Origin of the sequence: Vallitalea sp., assembly GCF_025211055.1 — a bacterium.
Lineage (GTDB): Bacteria > Bacillota > Clostridia > Lachnospirales > Vallitaleaceae > Vallitalea.
In genome coordinates, this window is sequence record NZ_JAOARO010000004.1 from 24,104 (window position 1) to 45,911 (window position 21,808).

The 21,808-nt window shown below is 29.4% G+C and carries 12 protein-coding genes; all 12 read left to right on the forward strand.

The features are described 5' to 3' along the window. The 12 genes from N4A55_RS00580 (at position 1) to N4A55_RS00635 (ending at position 21,795) form a co-directional block, all read left to right on the forward strand. Complete coding sequence (locus N4A55_RS00580) at positions 1-864, forward strand: carbohydrate ABC transporter permease (protein WP_293753454.1); 864 nt, start codon at positions 1-3, stop codon at positions 862-864. A gap of 36 nt (positions 865-900) precedes the next feature. Beyond that, entirely contained in the window at positions 901-2,514 is a 1,614-nt protein-coding gene (locus tag N4A55_RS00585) for an extracellular solute-binding protein (RefSeq protein WP_293753455.1), read from the forward strand. Between the two features lie 272 nt (positions 2,515-2,786). After that, positions 2,787-5,588, forward strand: a complete 2,802-nt coding sequence (locus N4A55_RS00590) for a hypothetical protein (protein ID WP_293753456.1) — start codon at positions 2,787-2,789, stop codon at positions 5,586-5,588. Between the two features lie 54 nt (positions 5,589-5,642). After that, positions 5,643-10,556 (forward strand): Ig-like domain-containing alpha-2-macroglobulin family protein, encoded by a 4,914-nt coding sequence (locus N4A55_RS00595; protein ID WP_293753457.1) that lies wholly within the window; start codon positions 5,643-5,645, stop codon positions 10,554-10,556. Positions 10,557-10,577: 21 nt separating this feature from the next. Then, complete coding sequence (gene amrB, locus N4A55_RS00600; protein WP_293753458.1) at positions 10,578-11,519, forward strand: AmmeMemoRadiSam system protein B; 942 nt, start codon at positions 10,578-10,580, stop codon at positions 11,517-11,519. 177 nt (positions 11,520-11,696) lie between these two features. Next, positions 11,697-12,461: an ABC transporter ATP-binding protein gene (locus N4A55_RS00605; protein ID WP_293753460.1), complete on the forward strand. Its 765-nt coding sequence runs from the start codon at positions 11,697-11,699 to the stop codon at positions 12,459-12,461. Next, positions 12,448-13,911 (forward strand): ABC transporter permease, encoded by a 1,464-nt coding sequence (locus N4A55_RS00610; RefSeq protein WP_293753461.1) that lies wholly within the window; start codon positions 12,448-12,450, stop codon positions 13,909-13,911. Before N4A55_RS00605 ends, N4A55_RS00610 begins: the two co-directional genes overlap by 14 nt. Before the next feature lie 291 nt (positions 13,912-14,202). Then, positions 14,203-14,916: a lysophospholipid acyltransferase family protein gene (locus tag N4A55_RS00615; protein WP_293753462.1), complete on the forward strand. Its 714-nt coding sequence runs from the start codon at positions 14,203-14,205 to the stop codon at positions 14,914-14,916. A 130-nt stretch (positions 14,917-15,046) separates the two neighbouring features. Continuing rightward, positions 15,047-16,426 carry an aldehyde dehydrogenase gene (locus N4A55_RS00620; RefSeq protein ID WP_293753463.1) on the forward strand — a complete coding sequence of 460 codons (1,380 nt, stop codon included), beginning with the start codon at positions 15,047-15,049 and terminating at the stop codon, positions 16,424-16,426. Between the two features lie 160 nt (positions 16,427-16,586). Beyond that, entirely contained in the window at positions 16,587-18,674 is a 2,088-nt protein-coding gene (locus N4A55_RS00625) for a methyl-accepting chemotaxis protein (protein ID WP_293753464.1), read from the forward strand. Between the two features lie 334 nt (positions 18,675-19,008). Further along, the gene (locus N4A55_RS00630; protein ID WP_293753465.1) at positions 19,009-21,093 is read left to right on the forward strand and encodes a methyl-accepting chemotaxis protein; all 2,085 of its coding nucleotides are present in this window, start codon (positions 19,009-19,011) and stop codon (positions 21,091-21,093) included. Positions 21,094-21,603: 510 nt separating this feature from the next. After that, positions 21,604-21,795, forward strand: coding sequence for an elgicin/penisin family lantibiotic (locus tag N4A55_RS00635; protein ID WP_293753466.1), 192 nt, complete (start codon positions 21,604-21,606; stop codon positions 21,793-21,795). Positions 21,796-21,808: the final 13 nt, after the last annotated feature.

Genomic DNA, 21,808 nt, shown 5'->3' on the forward strand with positions numbered 1-21,808 from the left:
ATGAAAATAAGTGTAGGAGAAAAGATATTTAATAGATTCAATTATATCTTATTAGCTTTAATAGCTTTTATAGCTTTATATCCTGTAATCTATGTATTATCGGCATCTATTAGTTCTGCAGATGCGGTATCTACAGGAAAAGTGTTACTATTCCCAAAAGATATAACATGGGTGGCCTATAAAAATGTTTTTCAAGAGAAAGGTATATGGTTAGGTTATGCTAATACTATTTTCTATACATTAGTAGGGACAGGGGTCAATCTATTTATTACCATATGTGGGGCTTATCCTTTATCAAAAAGAGAATTACCTGGACGTAAATTCTTTACTATAATGATTGTTGTTACTATGTGGCTAGATGCAGGTATCATTCCATTTTTTTTGAATCTTAGAGATTTAGGTTTACTAGATAAAAGGATTACAATTATTATAGCCTTTGCATGTTCCACATTTAATGTCATATTACTTAGAACCTTTTTTGAAAATGTTCCTAGATCTTTGGAAGAAGCAGCAAAAATAGATGGAGCTAATGATTTTAGTGTTTTAAGAAAGGTTTATTTACCACTATCAAAACCTGCATTAGCTACAATTGGATTGTTTTATGCTGTTACAAGATGGAATGGATACTTTTGGGCTATGATTATACTAAAAGATAATAGTAAAATACCTTTGCAGGTTGTATTAAAAAAAATGATTGTTGAAATGTCTGTTTCTACAGAAAACATGGATGTAGGTTCAGCTTTGGGGCTTGAAAACTTAATCTATGCAACTATTATTGTATCCATTGTTCCTATGATGATCCTTTATCCTTATATTCAAAAATATTTTAGTAAAGGTATTATGATGGGTGCTGTAAAAGGTTAATAAATGTTTAGAGGTTTTAATTTAAGGAGGAAGATTATGTTAAGAGGAAAGAAAATTATAAGTGTTTTATTAATACTAATAATGGTATTAGCCATTTCAGGATGTGGTGAAAAGAAACAAACAGATAACCAAATATCTAAGGAAAGTTCAAGTAGTACTGACAATAACCAGTCAAAAGATAATAATGATGAAATAGAAGCAAATTCAATGTTAGTATCAGATAAAGCTATTACCTTTAAAGTGTTTGAATATTCAGATAAACCATTTAAAGATGATTATCCTGTTATAAAGAAGATTAAAGAACTAACAAATGTTAGTTTAAAAGGGGTTCTTAATGATAGTATAACAGATCAAAAACAGGCTTATAATATGATGATTAGTTCTGGTGATATAGTAGATATTATATTCTTCTATAGAAATGAATTATTCAGAGATGGTGTTGAAGGTGCTTATATACCTTTACAAGATTTAATAAAAGAACATGCTCCTAACATTCAAGCTATTCTTGACCAATATCCAGAAGCTAAAAAAACAGCAACAGGTCCAGATGGAAATATGTATTATGTTCCTAACTTCAATGATGGCCAAGCAGCTACTGGATATTATATTCGACAAGACTGGTTAGATAACCTAGGGCTTGAAATACCAAAGACAGTAGACGAATTTTATAATGTATTAAAAGCTTTTAAAGAACAAGATGCAAATGGTAATGGTGATCCTAATGACGAAGTTCCTTATTTCTGTAGGGATAACCAAGCTGTTTTAACACATTTATTATATATGTGGGATGCTAAAAATGAATATTATGTAGATAATGGTGAGATTAAGCATGGACATATTGAACCGGAATTTAAAGTTGCTATGACAGAATTAGCAAAATGGTATAAAGAAGGACTTATTGACGCTGAGTTATTTACTAGAGGTGGTAAAGCAAGAGATATTATGTTAAATGATAACATTGGTGGTTCAACTCATGATTGGTTTGGAAGTACAGCTTCTTACAATGATAAACTAAAATCATCTATTGATGGATTTAACTGGGTACCATTTCTTCCTCCAGCATCCACTTCAGGTAAAGTAATTGAAAGTCGTTCAAGAGGAACAGGGAACAACCGTGGAGCAGCTATTTCAAGTAAGTGCAAAGATCCTATTTCTGCTATTAAATTCTTAGATTTCTGCTATTCAGAAGAAGGTAGAAGATTGCTTAACTTTGGTATTGAAGGTGAAGATTATACAATGGTTGATGGAATACCTGTATTCAAAGATGAAGTATTATCTGAGGATAATGTATTAGTTGCTCTTAGAAAAAGAGGGATACAAATTAATCTTGCATACCAACAAGATTTTAATTATGAAAAACAGTGGATTAATCCAATTGCTAAACAAGGTATGGAAATGTATATTAATGCAGACTGCTTTTTCCCATCATTCCCATATATGAATTATACAACAGAAGAACAAGATCGACTTAATGAATTAAATGCACCTATTAAAACTTATGTTGCTGAAGTAGTTCAAAAATGGATTTTAGGTGTTGAAGATATTGATGCTACTTTTGATAAGTATTTAGAAACACTTGAAAATATGGGAATAAAAGAAGTTTTAGACATACAAAATAATGCGTATAAACGTTATTTAAATCAAAATTAAGAACTACAAGAGTATGTAACTCATAGGTGTAAAAAAATCTCTAACCTAGATATAATGGTTGGAGATTTTTTTTATTGAAAATATCAAGCAGGAGTATCATCTTAGTTAATAACTTATACTTTTTATACAATTGGTTAATACTTAATTAATAATTATTTAAAATAATATATAACATAATCTTAATAACTTACTGGTATTATATATTTTGATAAAATGTTTTTTTAACAATACATAATATAATCTAAGTTAGTGGAAAGGAATGGACTATAAGAATGAAAAAACTAAATGCAACTATAATAATAATTACTGTTCTAGCTATATTTTTTACAGGTTGTTCAACTAAGGATAAACCAACCTCTACTACAGAAGAATCTGGAACAATAGATTCAGGTAAACAAAATGAAGAAGATATTACAGATAAAGATTCAGATTTAGAAAAACAACCTGAGCAGGAGGTTGATAATATAAGAATAAGCGACCAAGAATTAAATATTGAGGCTAAAAACTTTACTGAGGATGATTTTGGTATAAGTAATGAGTCACCAGAGCAAATAATTTTTTCTAAGGTAAAACTACCAGATGATTTTACAATAGAAGATGTTATCATTAAGAAACATGGTGGTATCGACTGGAATTATTCCAGTTATGTTTGTTCTTTTCAACTATTGATAGGGGATAGAAAACAGGCTCGGTTCTCATTCGGTAATGATGGTGGAGATGAAGATGAGAGCATTTTAATTGAGAGTAAATACAGTTTACAGTCAGGTTATCTAGGATGGGATGAGCATATTGTATTATTATCCTATGATAAAGAGCTAGGAGAAATATGTTTTGATTGTACTGATTATTTCAATAAATCTATGATTAACTATAAATTCAAGAATTATAGTGATGCAAGTAATTTAAAGCTGATATCAGCAAGTATAACATCATTTTATCTAATCTATGACAAAGAAGGTAAGAAATTCATTGATACATACTCTTATGGTAAGGATGGAATAACTTTTGTTAAGAAACAATTATTCAAAGATGATGTAGTTGATATCTATGAAAGTGTAAACACAATATTTGTTGAGTATAAAAATGAGGATAAGCGTTATGTAGCTATATGTAATAAATCCTTTGCTGTGCTAGATGTGATTCAATTGGACAGTAAGATAAAGATTGATTCATTTAAATATAATCTTGAAGGAGATGAGAAATGCCAATTAAAACTTTATACTAAAAAAGATGATAAATTATACGAGGCGGATATACCTATAAATAATAATTACTCTCAATTATATTCGTATACAGTACTAATAGATCAAGATTCTAATTATAACAAAAAGTATGAACACCATTATATTATCAATAAAGGAAATTGGATATTTGATAATGGTAATATTGTTGAAGATGAAAAATTATTAGATGGTAATTATGGTGGGATCAATTATTTCTTGTTAAAAAATGGAGACATAGTCAAAAGTAATTCTGAATATGATTTGTGTTACATGCTAGAAAAACCATATAATAACGTTACTAGATTTATGAAGATAAATGATTACTATGTTGGATTAGATGGTAGGGACGAGATTTGTTATATTGATGAAGAATATAAAGATAGAGGTATTAATAGTGATTTCATAGGTGAGAAAATGTCTTTTGACAATATAATATTTGACTCAGTTAATGAAACTATAACTTACATTAATAAAGAACAAAAAGCTATATATACAATAAATAAAGATGGTGAAAGAAAACTTGATGCAATAATTCCAGATGAGATATGGGAAGCTGCTTATAAAGAACAGTATAATAACTATTTAAAAATGGGGTATGATGAGAAAGGAATAGGTATCATAGGATACCATATATTATATTATTATGATTGTACTGATAAAGAATGGAATACTGTAAAAACAGAGGAAGAGATTAGATACATACCTGATTATGGATTTACATATAGTGATATGGATAGTTCATATATATTTGATACAGATAAACATGTATTTCGACCTTACTATATAAATAAATCAGAAATATATAACGACATGATTGTTGAAGATATGTTATATGTTAATGTATATTCTGAATATGAATGTGAAGAGGTTATGGAAGATACTAACCACAAAATCTTAGAGTCAGAATATGTACCACTAGAGACACCTAATAGAAATTATCGTTTAAGTGATTATAAGATGGCAGATAACCACAAAGTTTTTAAAGAATATGCAACCAACTCCTTATATAGTCTTGATAAGGATAAATGGAATAAAATTATCTCTGAGCCAGTAAGATTATATAGTATCACAGATAAAGGTATCTTATATACAGGTTATGAAGATAGAGCATATTTATATTATTATAATTTTAATAATGGATCCACCATAACACTATATGATGATTGTTATGTAAGTGACTTGGAATTAATAGGCGATTATGCGTATTTTAGACCAGTTAATTATTATACATTAAACAGAATTGATCTTCAAAATGAGATGATGGAATCTTTAAAAGTTGAGAAATCAAGATTGCAGTTTAAAGCTTCAGATAACTATATAGCTATTAATACAGAAGGAAATAATAATATAAATATTATTGACTTGAATAAATTTGAAATAATTGATACTATTGAAGGCTCAGATTTCAAATGGAATGATGATTATTTATACTATGATTGTAGTGGATACTTAGTTAAATATGATCCATCAAGAAAAGAAAGCATAATAATGGCGAATATTACTTATCCATCTATTCAAGCAATACATAAAGATAATATTTACTTCTTAATTTGTTTTGATGGTCCAGCACCATTAGAAATGATGTCTGTAGATAAAATCTATGAGTTTGATGATAGTGATACAGTAGTAGACTATTATTTATTATACAATGAAACAGATTATGTTACACATCTATTAATATATGATAATAACAAGAAAAGACTTAAATCTTTGGAGGATGCAGATAAGATTACTTGTGAAGTAAATGGGAATGTTATTAGATTCAAAGGAGATTCTTATGAAACTAAGGGGAAATGGCAAGAGATTGTTGTCGAAGAGGAAGCAAATGTAAAAGTTATTAAGTTGAATTAAATATTGCTATAAAGCAAACAATTAAGCTCAAAAAGTTATAAAAAGGAGTATATTATGAAAAAAAATAATATTGTAGGTAAACTGAAAAACATGACCAAAAAGCAGAAAATGATAGCTATTATAATGTCTGTAGTTATTCTTGCTGGTATTACAACAAGTGTAGTTATGTTGTCTGCTAATAGTAACAAGGAAAATAAAGACTTAGTAAATGCTAATAATAAGAATAAAGTAGAAGAAGAGGCTAATATGGCGGAAAATAATATTCAGGATATGCCCGAAAATACTGATATTCTAGTTGAGTCCATATCCAATACACCGTATGGCATTGATACAAAACCAAGATTAAAAGTAACTTCTAAAACTCCTATGAGAGAAGATGCCATAAAGAAAAATTTGAGTTTCAGTCCTCATAGAAGTTATGATATTGAGCAGGTAAATGATAAGGAATATATTCTATCAGTCAATTCTCCTTTTGCAAATAATGAGCTTGTAAAAGTAACTTATAATACCAAGGAAGAGAAATTAGGATGGGCTTTCCAAACAGTTAAAAAATTTGGTGTATCTACAACTCACCCAGCTAATGAAGGTTATAGTGTTCCAACTAATACAGGTATAGAAATACAATTCACCAAAGATATAGGCGAACACAACTTCGACCAATATTTTAATATTAAGCCATCTGTTGAAGGTGAATTCAAATATGAAAAAGATAAAATAATATTCGTTCCAAAGAATAAATTAAAAGAAAGAAAAGAATATGAAGTAACCATTAAAAAAGGATATAGTGATGGTACAGAGACTATAGACAAAGATTATTCGTTCACTTTTAAGACAGATGGACATAATTTTAATGATAAGTATCTTAATCTATATGGTACTACAGAGTCTATTACATATATGAAACCAAATGAACCACAAATGCTTACATGCTATGCTAATGGCAATGATGAGGAAAAGAAGATAAGTCTTAGTATATACAAATATAAGGACAAAAAGGATTTTGTAAAAGGTTATTATGATAGAAATGATATTGATATAGATAAATATGCCTCAAGTCTCACTGCAACTGAGAATTATACATATGAGGTGACTGCCAATGATTTTGGATATGAGGATGTTATTGAATTACAACATCTAGATGAAGGTTATTATTTCTTAAAAGCCAAGTATTATGATTCAGTGGATTATATGTTCATTCAAGTATCTCCTTACAACGCATATACAGCAGTTGATAATGATAAGGTAATGGTATGGATGGTGAATGGAACAACTAGTGAGTTAGTAAAAGATGCAAATATAGTAATTGATGATAAGAATATAGGTAAAACCGATGAGAATGGTTTTGCATTTTTGGATAAAAAACAAGAGTACAGTGAAAATGTGCTTATGGAACTACAGAAAGGTAATGATGATCCATTGATGATTCCATTGGTAATAGATGATCATTCCAAGAATCCTAACTGCGTTTATTGGTCTTACATATATTTTGATAGAGGGATATATCTACCTACTGATGAGATAAATGTATTTGGTTTTGTACAAAACAGAGAAGGCAAGAGTATAAAAAATGTCAGGGTAGAATTGTTGAATGATAATAATACCCTTATGGAAGCAAAAGAGGTAAAATTAAGCAACATAGGTACTTATGAAACAAAATTCAATATAGATAATTATCTTGATAGTTATCTAAGAATAAGGGTAATAGTAGATGGTGAATACGAGATTGAAAATGAGTATATAGATATTGCCAGATTCGAGAAACCTACTTACAAACTGGATACTTCCCTTGATAAAGAATTCATAATGATGGACGATACAGTCAACTATTCAGCTGATGTTACATTCTATGAAGGAACGCCAGCTGCTGATTCACATATCTCTATAGAAACAAGTGGATTCAGTTTGCTTGGTAAAGAAACGAGTTCCAGTAAAGAATATATTTGTGATGAAAAGGGACATAAAGAAGTGGAGTTAATACCTTATCTTGATACAACTAAATGGAAACCTAGATTTATCAACATACGAACAAGGTTTGATGACTTGGATAGGAATTATATAAGAGATGTGTCCAGTGTTATTCTCTTTCCAAGAGATATAATGATAGAGACAGAGGATAAAAAGATATCTGATGAAGAAGTTGAGATATCAGTTAACCTAAATAATATTGATACAAGTAATTTTAATGGACAGTTATATGATTATGAGTCATATAGGGGAGATGGGATTTCCTCCAAAGATGTAGAAATAGAAATAGAGGAAACCTATTATGAAAGGATTTATCAAGGCAAAGAATACGATTATATAAATAAAAGAAGCTATGACAGTTATACATATGAAAGACATGATAACATTTTAGGTACTATAGAGGGAATAACAGACGAGAATGGTGTATTAACCTTCAACTATGATGAAATAAAGGAAAATAGAGGATATAGATTCTATATACGAACCAAAGACAGCAAGGGTAGGTTGATTGAACAGATTCACTATTATTCAGAAGCCTATTATGTTAATGATAACCAAAACTACTTGCAGAGATATTCATTGCATATGAACAAAGATTTATTCAAAAAGAATGACAATATGGAACTAGCTATTAAACAAGGGAATGAAAATATATCAGAAAGAGAGAATGACAAATCTTTATTCTTTATATGTAAAGAAGGAATAATTGATTATATAATCAGTGATGATACAAAAGTCGATATTAAATACTTACAAAAATATATTCCAAATGCTACCATATATGCTGTATATTTTGATGGCAAATCATTACATAATGATTATAGTATGAAAAGATGGTTCGGATATGACTATGAAGACGAAAAGCTTAATGTAAATATTGAGACAGACAAGAATGATTATAAACCAGGAGATAAGGTAAAATTAACAGTCAAGGTAACAGATAAGGATGATAGACCAGTTACAGCTGATGTAAATATAAGTGTAGTTGATGAAGCATTCTTTGCAATCTGTGAAGATTCTACATGGGTGTTATCTGATCTCTATAGAAGTGTATTTTCATCAGGATTAACAAGTCAATTTCTAGCAGCTTACAATATATATAATAATTTTGGTGGAGCTGAATGCGGTGGCGAAGGTGATTCGGAAATAATAAGAAGTAAATTCAAGAACACAGCAGATTTCGGCATCATCAAAACAGATGAAAACGGGATATGTACCAAGGAATTTGAATTACCAGATAACTTGACTAGCTGGAGAATTACATGTACAGCCATAAATGACAAATTAAAGGCAGGAAAAGAGAAATATAATATAAATGCAAAATTGCCATTCTTTATATCATCACTTGTATATGATAGTTATATGAAAGGTGATTATATCAACGCTACCATAAAAACAGGTGGTGCTAAGCTTAAAAAACAAGATTCAGTAGAATTTACTGCCAAGATAGAACAAGAAGACGGTAAAGTAGTAGAGGTAACTGAAACAGGAAAAGGCCATGAGTATGTTAACATTCCTATTGGTAAACTTCCAGAAGGTAAGCATAAGATAACTATTATAGCTAAAACTGGTAATTATAAAGATGGTGAACAATATGATATCGAAATAAAAGATTCTCTTCATTATTTTGATGTTATAAAACAAGAAGACCTAAAAGAAGATATGGAAATAATAAGTAATGACCAATATGTCAATCTTATATTCCTCAACAAAGATTTATGCGAATATTATCTTGGTTTACTGGATATATATTATTCAAACTATAACGATAGAAGTGAGTATATAATATCATCCAATATAGCAGGAAAAGAGCTGAATAAGAAATTTGAGACAGATTTTAAATTAGATGAACCAAGATGTGAAGAATTCGTATCTTATAATGGATTATATAGAGATTTTTCATATGGAAACAATAGTGCAGAGATAACAGCCAATCTAATATCAGTAGGCTTTGTAGAAGATAGAGAGAAACAGATAAACGGACTACTACAAGTAGCTAGAGATAAAGATAAGACTCTAAAAGAAAACATAGCAGCTCTATGGGGATTATCCTTGTTGGATGAACCAGTGTTACTAGAGACAAATGCAATGTATACTAAAATAAATGGCACAAGTGAAACACTAAGTTTTGAAAAGATGTATATGATGTTGACTTTTATTGAAAATGGAGAGTTACAAAAAGCAAAAGAAGTATATAATGATATAAAGGATAATCATGTTAAACAAAAACATGAGATGCTATATATAGATGATGCTGATACAGGTAATAAATTTACAGCTATGATGATGGTGGCAGCTATTAAGTTAAACAACTTGGAAGATGCAAAAGGTATGTATGCTCACCTACAACATAAAGGTGAATATAAATATCCTACCATAACAGAAAGACTCTATTATCTGCAAAACATGAAACCAAAAGAGGATAAAGCATCTTTTAAATATGAATTAGATGGCAAAGAAGAAACTGTATCATTAGGAATAAATAGATATCATTCCTTGGATTTAACTAAAGAACAAGCAGGAAGTATCAAGTTCTCAGAGATTGATGGCAATGTTAGGGTTATAAAAGATTTTATTGGAACAGTAAAGGACATTGAAAAGACCGACAAATACAATATAGAAAGATGGTATTCTTCAGATGGTTCAGGAGAAGACATAAAACAAGGGGAGATTGTAACGGTCCATATAAAAGTCAATGTTCTTGATAACCGTTTATCAGCATTTGTATTAGAGGATATTTTACCAACTGGACTAACTTTCATAGGTAAAGAGAAGACGAATTCCGATAAACTAGGTGTATGGGCAGATAATGAAGCAAGAAGAACTAAATTACATGTATATGTTGGTTGGGATTACAGGATGGCTGATGAATACAGCTTTGAGATTACTTACAAAACAAAAGCAATTCTAGCAGGAGAATATATTGCAGAGCCAATCATAATCAGAGATTATATGAATGATGAAATAACTTGCAGTAAAGAAAATGTTGTGAAAATAAAATAGCAAATAACAAGGAATGAGATAATGAAACGATTAATAATTAGTATTATAGTATTTATAATCATAATGACTCTATCATCTTGTAATAAAGAAAAATCAGATAAGATTGTTGTTGACGATGCTGTAAGTACTGAAACTGAAATAATTATACCAAGGGAAGAAGTGAATGAGGTTAGACCACCTTTACTTGATAGCTGTAATTTCATAGATGAAAGATCATTTATCAAATCCATAAATGAAAGTACACTAATAAGTGAAGAGGACAATATTATAGCTGGGATAATACCACATCATGATGTAGCCAGTAAATATGTGGCTTCATTATATATGACTATAGCTAACAAAAAACAACCAGAAGTCATTATATTGATAGGACCCAATCATCCTGGTGAAGGACCAAGATTCCAGATAGGTAATTATGATTTCAACACAAGAGCAGGAGTTGTAAAGAGTGATTCTGATATAATAAATAACTTAGCAAATTATCCTGACATTAATTATGCCATAGAAGAAGTTTTTAAAAATGAGCATTCAGTAGGGCTACATATGAATTACATAAAACAGTATTTCAATAAATCGAAGGTCGTTCCTATCACAATAGGTGAAACTAGAAACGATGAGGGTATATTAGATGTGGCTAAAGCAATAATAACAGAAATAAAAGATAAAGAATTTATTATCATAGCTTCAATAGATTTTTCACATTATCTTACATTGGAAGAAGCTAATGAAAAAGATGAAATAACCAGAAAAATCATTGAAGAATCAGATGTAGATAGAATGATTGGTTTGAGTAATGACCATATAGATTCACCTTCTTCCTATGCATTACTAATTGAAATACTTAATGAACTTGGAATAGACTATACTTGCAAAATTAATGGACATGATAATTCAGCTAATATAATAGGAGATAAAACGATACAAGAAACTACCAGTTATTTTTCGGTTAGTTATATTAAGTAAGTTGATTCAGATACCCTGCTTTACTACTAAGGCAGGGCTTTTTTATTTATAATCTTTTAAAATTACAAAAATGTAAGGTTAGTAAGTATAATGTAAGTCAATGGAATGGTTGTTAGTTCCTCCAAGGGGTAAAATACAGTTAAAGACAGAGTCAGATATGTATTAGGAGGAATTGTGATGGCAAATGTAATTGAAACAAAAGGAATAAAAAAAATATATAAAGCCAAAGGGATAGAAACTTATGCTGTAAATGGTGTGGATATATCAATTGAAGAAGGCGAATTCTTTGGAATAATGGGTCCTTCAGGGAGTGGTAAAACAACTTTGTTGAATCTTATGTCAACCATTGATTCGCCAACAGAAGGACAAATCAATTTTAAAGGCATGGACTTGGCTACAATGAAGGGAAAGAAGTTAGCAGAATTTCGTAGAAAAAACATTGGATTCTTATTTCAGGATTTCAATCTGCTTAATAACGTAAGTATAATGGACAATATTGCTCTACCACTAGTATTGGCAGGAGTCAAAACAGCAACTGTCAAAAAGAAAATTAACGAGTTAGCTTCCTTCTTTGGATTGTCAGAGCATTTATATAAATATCCATATCAACTATCAGGTGGACAGAAACAAAGAGTAGCAGCAACAAGAGCTTTGATTACAAAACCTGCTGTAATTCTAGCTGACGAACCAACAGGCGCACTGGACTCAAAATCTGCTTCAGAACTATTAGAAAATCTTAGAAAGACCAATGAAAAATTTGGTTCAACTATAGTAATGGTTACTCACGATGCCTTTACAGCTAGTTATTGTGATAGAATAATTTTTATTCAAGACGGTAAAATATTGACTCAGTTAAAAAAAGATGGAAACAGAAAAGATTTATATAAAAGAATTTTGGATCAGTTAGCTAGCATGGGAGGTATTAACCATGAATGCGATTAGTATTGCTTATAAAAATATGAAAAGTAATCTTGGTCTATATAAGCTTCATTTTCTTGCGCTGGTTTTCTCTGTAATGGCATATTATCAATTCAGTGCCATGAGATATAATCCAGAAGTGCTGACTGTATCTGAACAAGAGATGGTATCAACTCTAGGACATGTAACAGATATTATGCTTATAGTATTTCTCTTATACTTTTCATGGTTCTCAAGTTCTTTTTTCCTACAACAGAGGAAAAAGGAGATTGGATTATATACATTAATGGGAGTAAGCAACTATAAAGTAGCTTTAATCTATGCTATGGAAAACCTGATAATGAGTACTTTGGCTATTATTACGGGATGTCTTATAGGTGCTGCTTTTGGTAAACTGTTCATGATGATCTTAGCAAGATATTGCAATATGGGAGTAGACATCAAGTTTTTTATATCAGGTAAAGCAATCCTAGAAACAGCAATCATTTTTGGGGTTATAAGTTTGTTCTTCTCAATAAAAGGATACATTAATATCATCAGAAGTAGTCTTTTATCCCTTATAAACGCAATGAAAAAAGAAGAAGCAATTCCAAAAGCAAGTATAATAACAGGAATATTATCATTAGTAGTAATTGGAGCTGGATATTACTGTACTAGATTAGCCATGGGACTGAATTTTTTACTTTTTACCCTCATAACTACTATACTTGTTATAATAGGAACTTATATGCTATTTAGAAGTACCACAACCATTATTCTAAAAAGATTGATAAAGAATAAAAATATACTATACCGTAAAACCAACATAATGACTATATCCAATCTATGCTATCGTATAAGAAGAAACTATAAGGTATACGCAACTATAGCAATACTTCTTACTAGTACCATTACAGCATTTGGAACAGTAACATCACTTAACTATACCAATAATAGTATAAAAGATATTGATTATCCGTTTTCATTTACTGTATTAGCTGATAATGAGCAAAGAAAAGATGAAATAAATAGGGTACTACAAGATGAACAAGTTGATATGGCATTTGATAACCATTTTGAAATATTAAAAGTGGATAATGCCAAAACAAAAGATTATAATTATCGTGGTGCTACAATTGTACGATACGAGGATTATAAAAAAGTTATTAATAATGTTGGATATAAATTTGATAATGGGATATTCGCAGATAAGCCTCTAAATGACTTTGAAGGCATGTTCAATGAGAATTCCCATACCTTATTTAGCTTGTTTAAAGTAAATGAAGTAGAAATAAACGGACAGAAAATAGATATAAGAAAAATGTTTAGAGCACCACTATATGGAACAGGAATACCTGTTGATGCTATTATTGTTAATGACAATACCTATAAAGCTTTTGAAAGCATAGGTGAAAAATATTATTTCAATGGGTATAAACTAAAAGATGAAACCATACTAACTGTGAAACATTATAGGAAATTAATAAAACAATAAGACTTTATTAGCCAATAGTTTGCTAATTTAGAAGAAAAAGTGTTTTGTGATTATACTTACGCTCACTAGGCAGCAAAATAGTATATGTATATGTGAAGTAGTGAGGCAGGACGCCGAACCCAGCTTTTTGCTCAGGACGAGCAAGTAGCTGGCGAAACATATACATATACTATTTTGTAAAAGCCAAGTCAGAACAAGATACTTTTTCTGACTTACCTGTATAATAAAACATGTAGTTTCACGCTTTAAAGTATGATATAATTAATTCTGCTGACTAAAAGGAGGAACTACATGATACGTACAATTTTTTGGTTTATAGCTTTTTGGATATATCAAGTATATAGTTTGTTCAACCGCTTTAGATACTGGTATCTAGGAAAACTAGGAAATGAAGAAAAACAATTACAGGTATTACAAAAAACAACAACCAAATGGGCTAAAAACATGGTTAGATTTACAGGAAGTAAGGTAATAGTCGAAGGTGTAGAAGATATTCCAGACAGGAATGTCCTATTCGTATCTAATCATCAAGGTAATTTTGATATACCATTATTGATGGGATATATACCTAGATTAAAAGGTTTTGTAGCAAAAGTAGAGCTTGAAAAGTTACCTATAGTAAGTGGATGGATGAAAAAATTAGGTTGTCTTTTTCTGGATAGAAGTAATCCAAGACAATCATTAAAAGTAATTCTAAAAGGAATAGAAGAATTAAAAAAAGGACAAACATTGGTAATCTTTCCAGAAGGAACAAGAAGTAAAAGTAATGATATGGGTGACTTCAAAAAAGGCAGTTTAAAACTAGCTATAAAATCAGGAGTACCAATAGTACCTATTACTATTAATGGTTCATACAAATTACTGGAAGAGAAAAAAAGAATAAGAAAATCTAATGTAAAAATAATAGTTCATCCACCAATATATATGGATGACATGTCAAAAGAAGACAAGGACAATTTAATCACTAATGTCTACAATATAGTCCGATCTGGATTAGATAAATAAAATAATATAAAAATTATTATAAGCAAGTATTTTCTATAACGAGAATACTTGCTTTGTGTTTACGGATATTCTATGCTATAATTATATTATTATGGATATAATTTCCTAATTTTATAAAATATTATTTAAAATGGGGTGGTTATTTTTGAGAGAGTTAGTTGAAAAGCAGAGAAAGTACTTTTTAACACATGAAACAAAAGATATAGCTTTCCGCAAGAAACAGTTAAGCCTATTGAGAGAAGCTATACAAAAATATGAAACCAGACTCTTTGATGGCTTGAATAAAGACTTCAGAAAATCAAAATTTGAGACTTATGAAACAGAAATAGGTATGGCCCTAGAAGAAATAAGATACACCATAAAACATCTAAAAAAATGGGCAAAACCTAAGAAAAGACCAACACCATTAGCACATTTTAAATCAACTAGTAGAATATATTCAGAACCATATGGAGTAGTATTAGTAATGTCTCCATGGAATTATCCATTTCTATTAACTATTTCACCAGTTATTGGAGCTATGGCAGCAGGTAACTGTGTAGTAGTAAAAACATCTAGGTATGTACCTCATACATCATCAGTAATAAAGGAAATGATTGAAGAATACTTTGATCCAAAATATATAACTGTTGTTGAAGGAGGACGTGACGTCAATACAGCATTGTTAGCCGAGAAATTTGATTATATATTCTTCACGGGAAGTCCTACTGTAGGTAAAATAGTTATGGAAGCTTCGGCTAAGAACTTGACACCAATAACATTAGAATTAGGCGGAAAAAGTCCTAGTATAGTAGATGAAACAGCCAATATCAAGATAGCAGCCAAAAGAATTATTTGGGGAAAATTAGTCAATGCAGGTCAAACCTGTGTAGCACCAGATTATATTTTGGCTCACAAAAGTATCAAAAATCAACTCATTGAAGAACTAAAGAAAGTTATAACTAGTTACTATGGTGATAACATCTATAAATCACCTGATTTCCCAAGAATAGTTAATGAAAAACACTATAACAGAGTATCTGGTCTGATTAATAAGGATAAAGTTGTTTTTGGTGGCGAAACAATTGAAAAAGATAATTATGTATCACCTACAATAATGGATAATGTAACATGGGATGACGACGTAATGAAAGAAGAGATATTTGGACCATTAATCCCAGTACTCGAATTTGATAAAATAAGAGATGTCATAACACTACTGAATAATAAACCAAAACCATTAGCATTATATTATTTCTCTACTAATAAATCCAATATAAATGAAATACTAAAAAAAGTCTCATATGGTGGAGGATGTGTTAATGATACAGTGGTTCATCTTGCTAATATTAATATGCCATTTGGAGGAGTAGGAAACAGTGGAATGGGCGGCTATCATGGCATAGATAGTTATAGAACATTTAGTCACCATAAAAGTATCCTCACAAAAGCAATGTGGATTGATATACCAGCTAGGTATCCTCCTTACAATGAAAAAGATCTAAAGACTATTAGAAAATTATTAAAATAAAACAGGGATACAATTAGTACTCAATTATAAATCACAGCTGTAATAAAAATATCTAATTGAATAAAATATACTATTGAAAATATGATTATATATAAGATATAATTAGAATAGTAAAAAATTTACATCTTGGTTATGTATTATTACTAGAGGGAGGATCAAAATGTTAAGAAAATTACAAACAAAGATTATTATTATTATGGTTTTAAGTTTTGTTTTAGTTACTAGTTCTATTGCTATTGTACTTTTAACAATGGCTACTAATTCAGTAAAAAATGATGCATCAAATCATCTTACTTCTTTGGCGGAACATGAGTCTACAATGCTAGATAATAAGTTTCTAGTAATCCAAAAAGAGGTTATGGCGTTAGAAGAATCATTAGTAGTATTTTTACAAGATGAGAATTATAAAAATATTGATGATAATGAAAATCGACAGAAATTAAGGAAAAATCTGGCAAAAATGGTAGGGAAATATGCTAATATAATAGAAGGAAATATGAATACATATGTCCAATTTAAACCAGAATTTGCCAAGCTTGACTTGCAAGTAGTATATAGTAAAGAAAATGATAAATATGAAGATCAGGGTGAAGTTATAACAGATGAAAAAGATCTAACAGTTAGATCTGATGAATTAAACTGGTTTTTTGAGCCTATTGAAACTAAAATAGGTGTTTGGAGTCAGCCTTATCATGATAAATTCTTTGATGTAGAGCTGATTACATACTCTTATCCAATCACCTATAATAATGAAATCATTGGAGTTGTAGGTACAGATATTTTATTTGATGACTTTAAAAAAATAATTGGAGATATTAAAGTATATGACACATACTGTGCTTATTTATTAGATGATGAATACAATTACTTAGTACATCCAGATTATTCAAGAGAAGATTCTTTCATTAATTCTATAGATAGGGAGAATTCTACAAGTGTAGAGAAAAAATTAAATGATGCAGATTATGGAATTATCAATTATAAGATTAATGGAACAAAGAAAATGATGGGTTATAATCGTCTAGAAAATGGATGGGTATTGTGTGTAGCCCCGCCTATTAAACAAATTTTTAGTTCCATTTATACAATTAGGTATTATGTAATTTTGATATCTATAATAGTATTTGCAATCTCATTTATTATCTCATTCATTATAGGTAAAAAGATATCAAAACCAATTATGGAAGCTTCACAATATGCAAATACAATGGCTACAGGAAATTTAACTCTGAGTATTGCTGAAAAGTATTTGAAGAATAAAGATGAGATTGGTTTATTAGCAAAATCTCTTGATTTATTAACAGGTGAATTTAATGTAATGATATCAGCAATTATTGAAACTTCTACAGAAATATCTACAGCATCAGGAGATTTATATACTAGAAGTACCGAAGTATCTAGTATATCTAATGAAGTAGCTCTTACTACAGAAGAAATTGCAAAAGGTACTACAGAGCAAGCTCAGAGTACAGAAAATGGTGCACAAAAAATATATGAGATGGGTAACATAATTGAATTAAATAAAGAGTTAGTCAATAATATTAATGAAAAAACCAATCATATGTCTAATCTAATTGAAGAAGGTTTAATAATAATTAATGAGTTAGTAAATATATCAAATGAAACAAAAGATTCAGCAACAAATATTTCTGATATAATTTATCAAACTAATGAAAAAGCCAATAATATTGGAGAAGTGAGTAATTTAATTAAATCCATTTCTGAACAAACTAATCTATTAGCTCTAAATGCGGCAATTGAAGCAGCAAGAGCCGGTGATGCAGGCAAAGGGTTTGCAGTAGTTGCAGAAGAAATTAGAAATCTTGCTGAACAAACTACTCATTCATCAGATAAAATAGATGAAATGGTAAAACAACTTACGCAAAGTTCTGTTGTTGCAGTTGATACAATCAATAATGTTCTTGATATTGTGAAAAAACAGTCTCAATGTGTACAAGAAACGGAAGTTAAGTATAATGAAATATCAGATGCTATAGATACTTCAAAAGATGGTTTAAACAAATTAAATGAATCCGAAGAACAAATGGCACATAAAAAAGTTGATGTTATGGATACGATACAAGGACTTTCTGCAATAGCTGAAGAAAATGCAGCTGGAACACAAGAGGTATCAGCTTCCATTGAAAGCCAAGTAACATCTATAAATAATATAGAAAAATCCAGTCAGCGTCTTGCTAAATTAGCTGATGAATTAGTAGCAGCTACATCAAAGTTTAGTGTCAAATAAATATTTGTTGGAAATAATATTATAAAAGTGCGCCCAATATGGGCGCACTTTTCTCTATAATAAGTATTTGTTTTACTAATAGATAAACTTCTAGCGATGGTACTAGGTACATAATTAAGTTCTTCTATTGCAGTTAATGATTTTGATTTAGTTGACTTTTTTTAGTTAGTAATAACATAAAAAGTATATTTGATTTTAATATATTTAATATAAATATATTAAAAAATAATATAAAATATAATAATATCCTATTGATATAATTAATAAACATAAGTTATAATATTAAGATATATTACAACTTTTATTACTTAATAGTTACTAGAGGAGGATACAAATGTTCAAAAAATTACAAACGAGAATAATTATCACTATGGTTTTATCTTTTATTTTAGTTACTAATATTATTGCTATTATATTATTAACAATGACATCTAATTCAGTTAGAAATGACGCATCAAATTATCTTATTACTTTAGTAGAACATGAATCATTAATGCTAGATAATAAGTTTCTAAGTATTAAACAAGAGATTATATCATTACAAGAAACAATATCAATTTTTATACAGGACGAAAATTATAAAGATATTAATAACATTGAAGTGCGACAAAAATTAAGGCAAAATATAGCAAAATTAGTAGATAAATATTGTTATCTATTAAAAGGTAATGTTAATACATATGTTCTATTTAAACCAGAATTTGCAGATGTTGACTTACAGGTAGTATATAGTAAAAAAAATAACATATATGTGGATATGGGAGAAATAGTAACAGCTAAAGATCTAACAACTAAATCTGAGGAATTAAATTGGTTCTTTGAGCCCATGGAATCTAAAGTAGGCGTTTTGAGCAAGCCTTATTATGATAAATATTTTGATAAAGATTTAGTTACATATTCTTATCCAATTACATATAATGACGAAGTTATTGGGGTGGTAGGTACAGATATATTGTTTGAAGACTTTGAAAAAATGATTAGAGATATTAAGGTATATGATACAAATTGCGCATATTTATTGAACGATGATTTAGATATTTTAGTACATACCGATGATTCTATAGAGGGCTCTTTCATGGATTGTATTGAAACAGATAATTTGTCTGGAGTAGAAAAGCAATTAGCTGATATTAATAAAGGAATCATTAATTATAAGATTAGTGGAACTAAGAAAATGATGAGCTATTCTCGTATGAGTAATGGATGGATATTGTGTGTAGCTCCTCCTATCAAACTAATTTATGCTTCTATTTATACAATTAGATATTATGTTATTATAATATGTATAATAGTATTCTTTATCTCATTAATTATTTCATATTTTATTGGTAAAAGATTATCAAAGCCAATAATACTAGCTTCACAATACGCAAATACTATGGCAACAGGAGATTTAACTCAAAATGTTTCAGATAAGTATTTTAACACCAAAGATGAGATTGGTTTATTAGGGAAATCACTTAAATTATTAACTGCAGAGTTCAATAAGATAATATCAGCTATTATTGAAACATCTGAGAATATATCTACGTCTTCACAAGATCTCTATTCCTTGAGTACTCAAGTATCTAATATGTCTAATGAAGTAGCTCTTACTACAGAAGAAATTGCAAAAGGTACTACAGATCAAGCTCAAAATACAGAAAGTGCAGCACAAAGAATATATGAGATGGGTAATATGATTGAGATAAATAAAGATTTAGTCAATAATATTAATGAGAAAATAAATTATATGGCTAATCTAATTGAAGAAGGCTTAGTTATAATTAATGATTTAGTAACTACTTCAAGTGAAAATAAAGAATCTGCAACTAACATTTCTAGTATTATAATTCAAACAAATGAAAAGGCTAATAATATCGGGGAAGCAAGCAAATTAATTAAATCCATATCTGAGCAAACAAATCTATTAGCTTTGAATGCGGCAATTGAAGCAGCTAGAGCTGGTGATGCTGGCAAAGGGTTTGCAGTAGTTGCAGAAGAAATTAGAAATTTAGCTGAACAAACTACCCAATCATCAGATAAAATAGATGAAATGGTAAAACAACTGACACAGAGTTCTATTGTAGCTGTTGATACTATAAATAATGTTCTTGATACTGTAAAAGAACAATCAAGATGTGTAGAAGAGACAGAAATGAAATATAATGAAATTTCAAATGCTATAGAGATATCAAAAGATGGTTTAAATAAACTTAATGATTCAGAGGTAGGAATGGGACAGAAAAAAAATGAGGTTATGGATACTATTCAAGGACTTTCAGCTATAGCTGAACAAAATGCAGCTGCAACACAAGAGGTTACGGCATCTATTGAGAGTCAATTAACTTCTGTAAATAACATAGAAGAATCAAGCAAAAAGCTTGCTAAATTAGCTGATGGGCTAGAGATAGCTACATCAAGATTTAATGTGAAGTAATATATAACATTATATAGGTGACAGATATTTAGTACTGTTAGGAAAAATCACCTAAAGAAGAAACAAGAGAAAGAATATAGAATATTATTAAGGAATTGTTTCAATATCTTAGATTTGAATATAAGCTGTAAGGGATTAATTATTAGTAAATTGTAGAATAGAGCGGTGGAATTACAAGAGATTGTGATTTCACTGCTTTATTTTATGGAAGAATAACCCAAAGATTGTGAGTATCAATAGCTATGATGGGAATATTAAAAATATTATTTGTGTATAAAATAAATACTTAATTTAACAAAATAATAACCTAATTATCAAACTTTTGTAAAGATAATGAGTTATTTTGTATAAATAACAAGAAAATAAAAAAAATTATTAATTGACATTTAATATTAATATATGTATAATATTTGTGCATGCATTTTTAGGGATAATTTAACAAGTGAGTACATAATCTCATTAATCCTTTGTCCTTATGTAAGGAAATAACAAATGAAAGGGGGATTTGTGATGGCTAAAAATCCATTTGATCTAGAAGTAAAAGTTGATAAAATTAATGGTGCAGAACTAGAAGGGCTATATACGTCTACTTGTTATACATCATCTTGTTATACGTCTACTTGTTATACATCTACTTGTTATTCATCTGAATGCTATACTGGGCAAAAGATGTGTGGATACACTCATACTTCAAGTTGCTAATGTATAGAGTTAG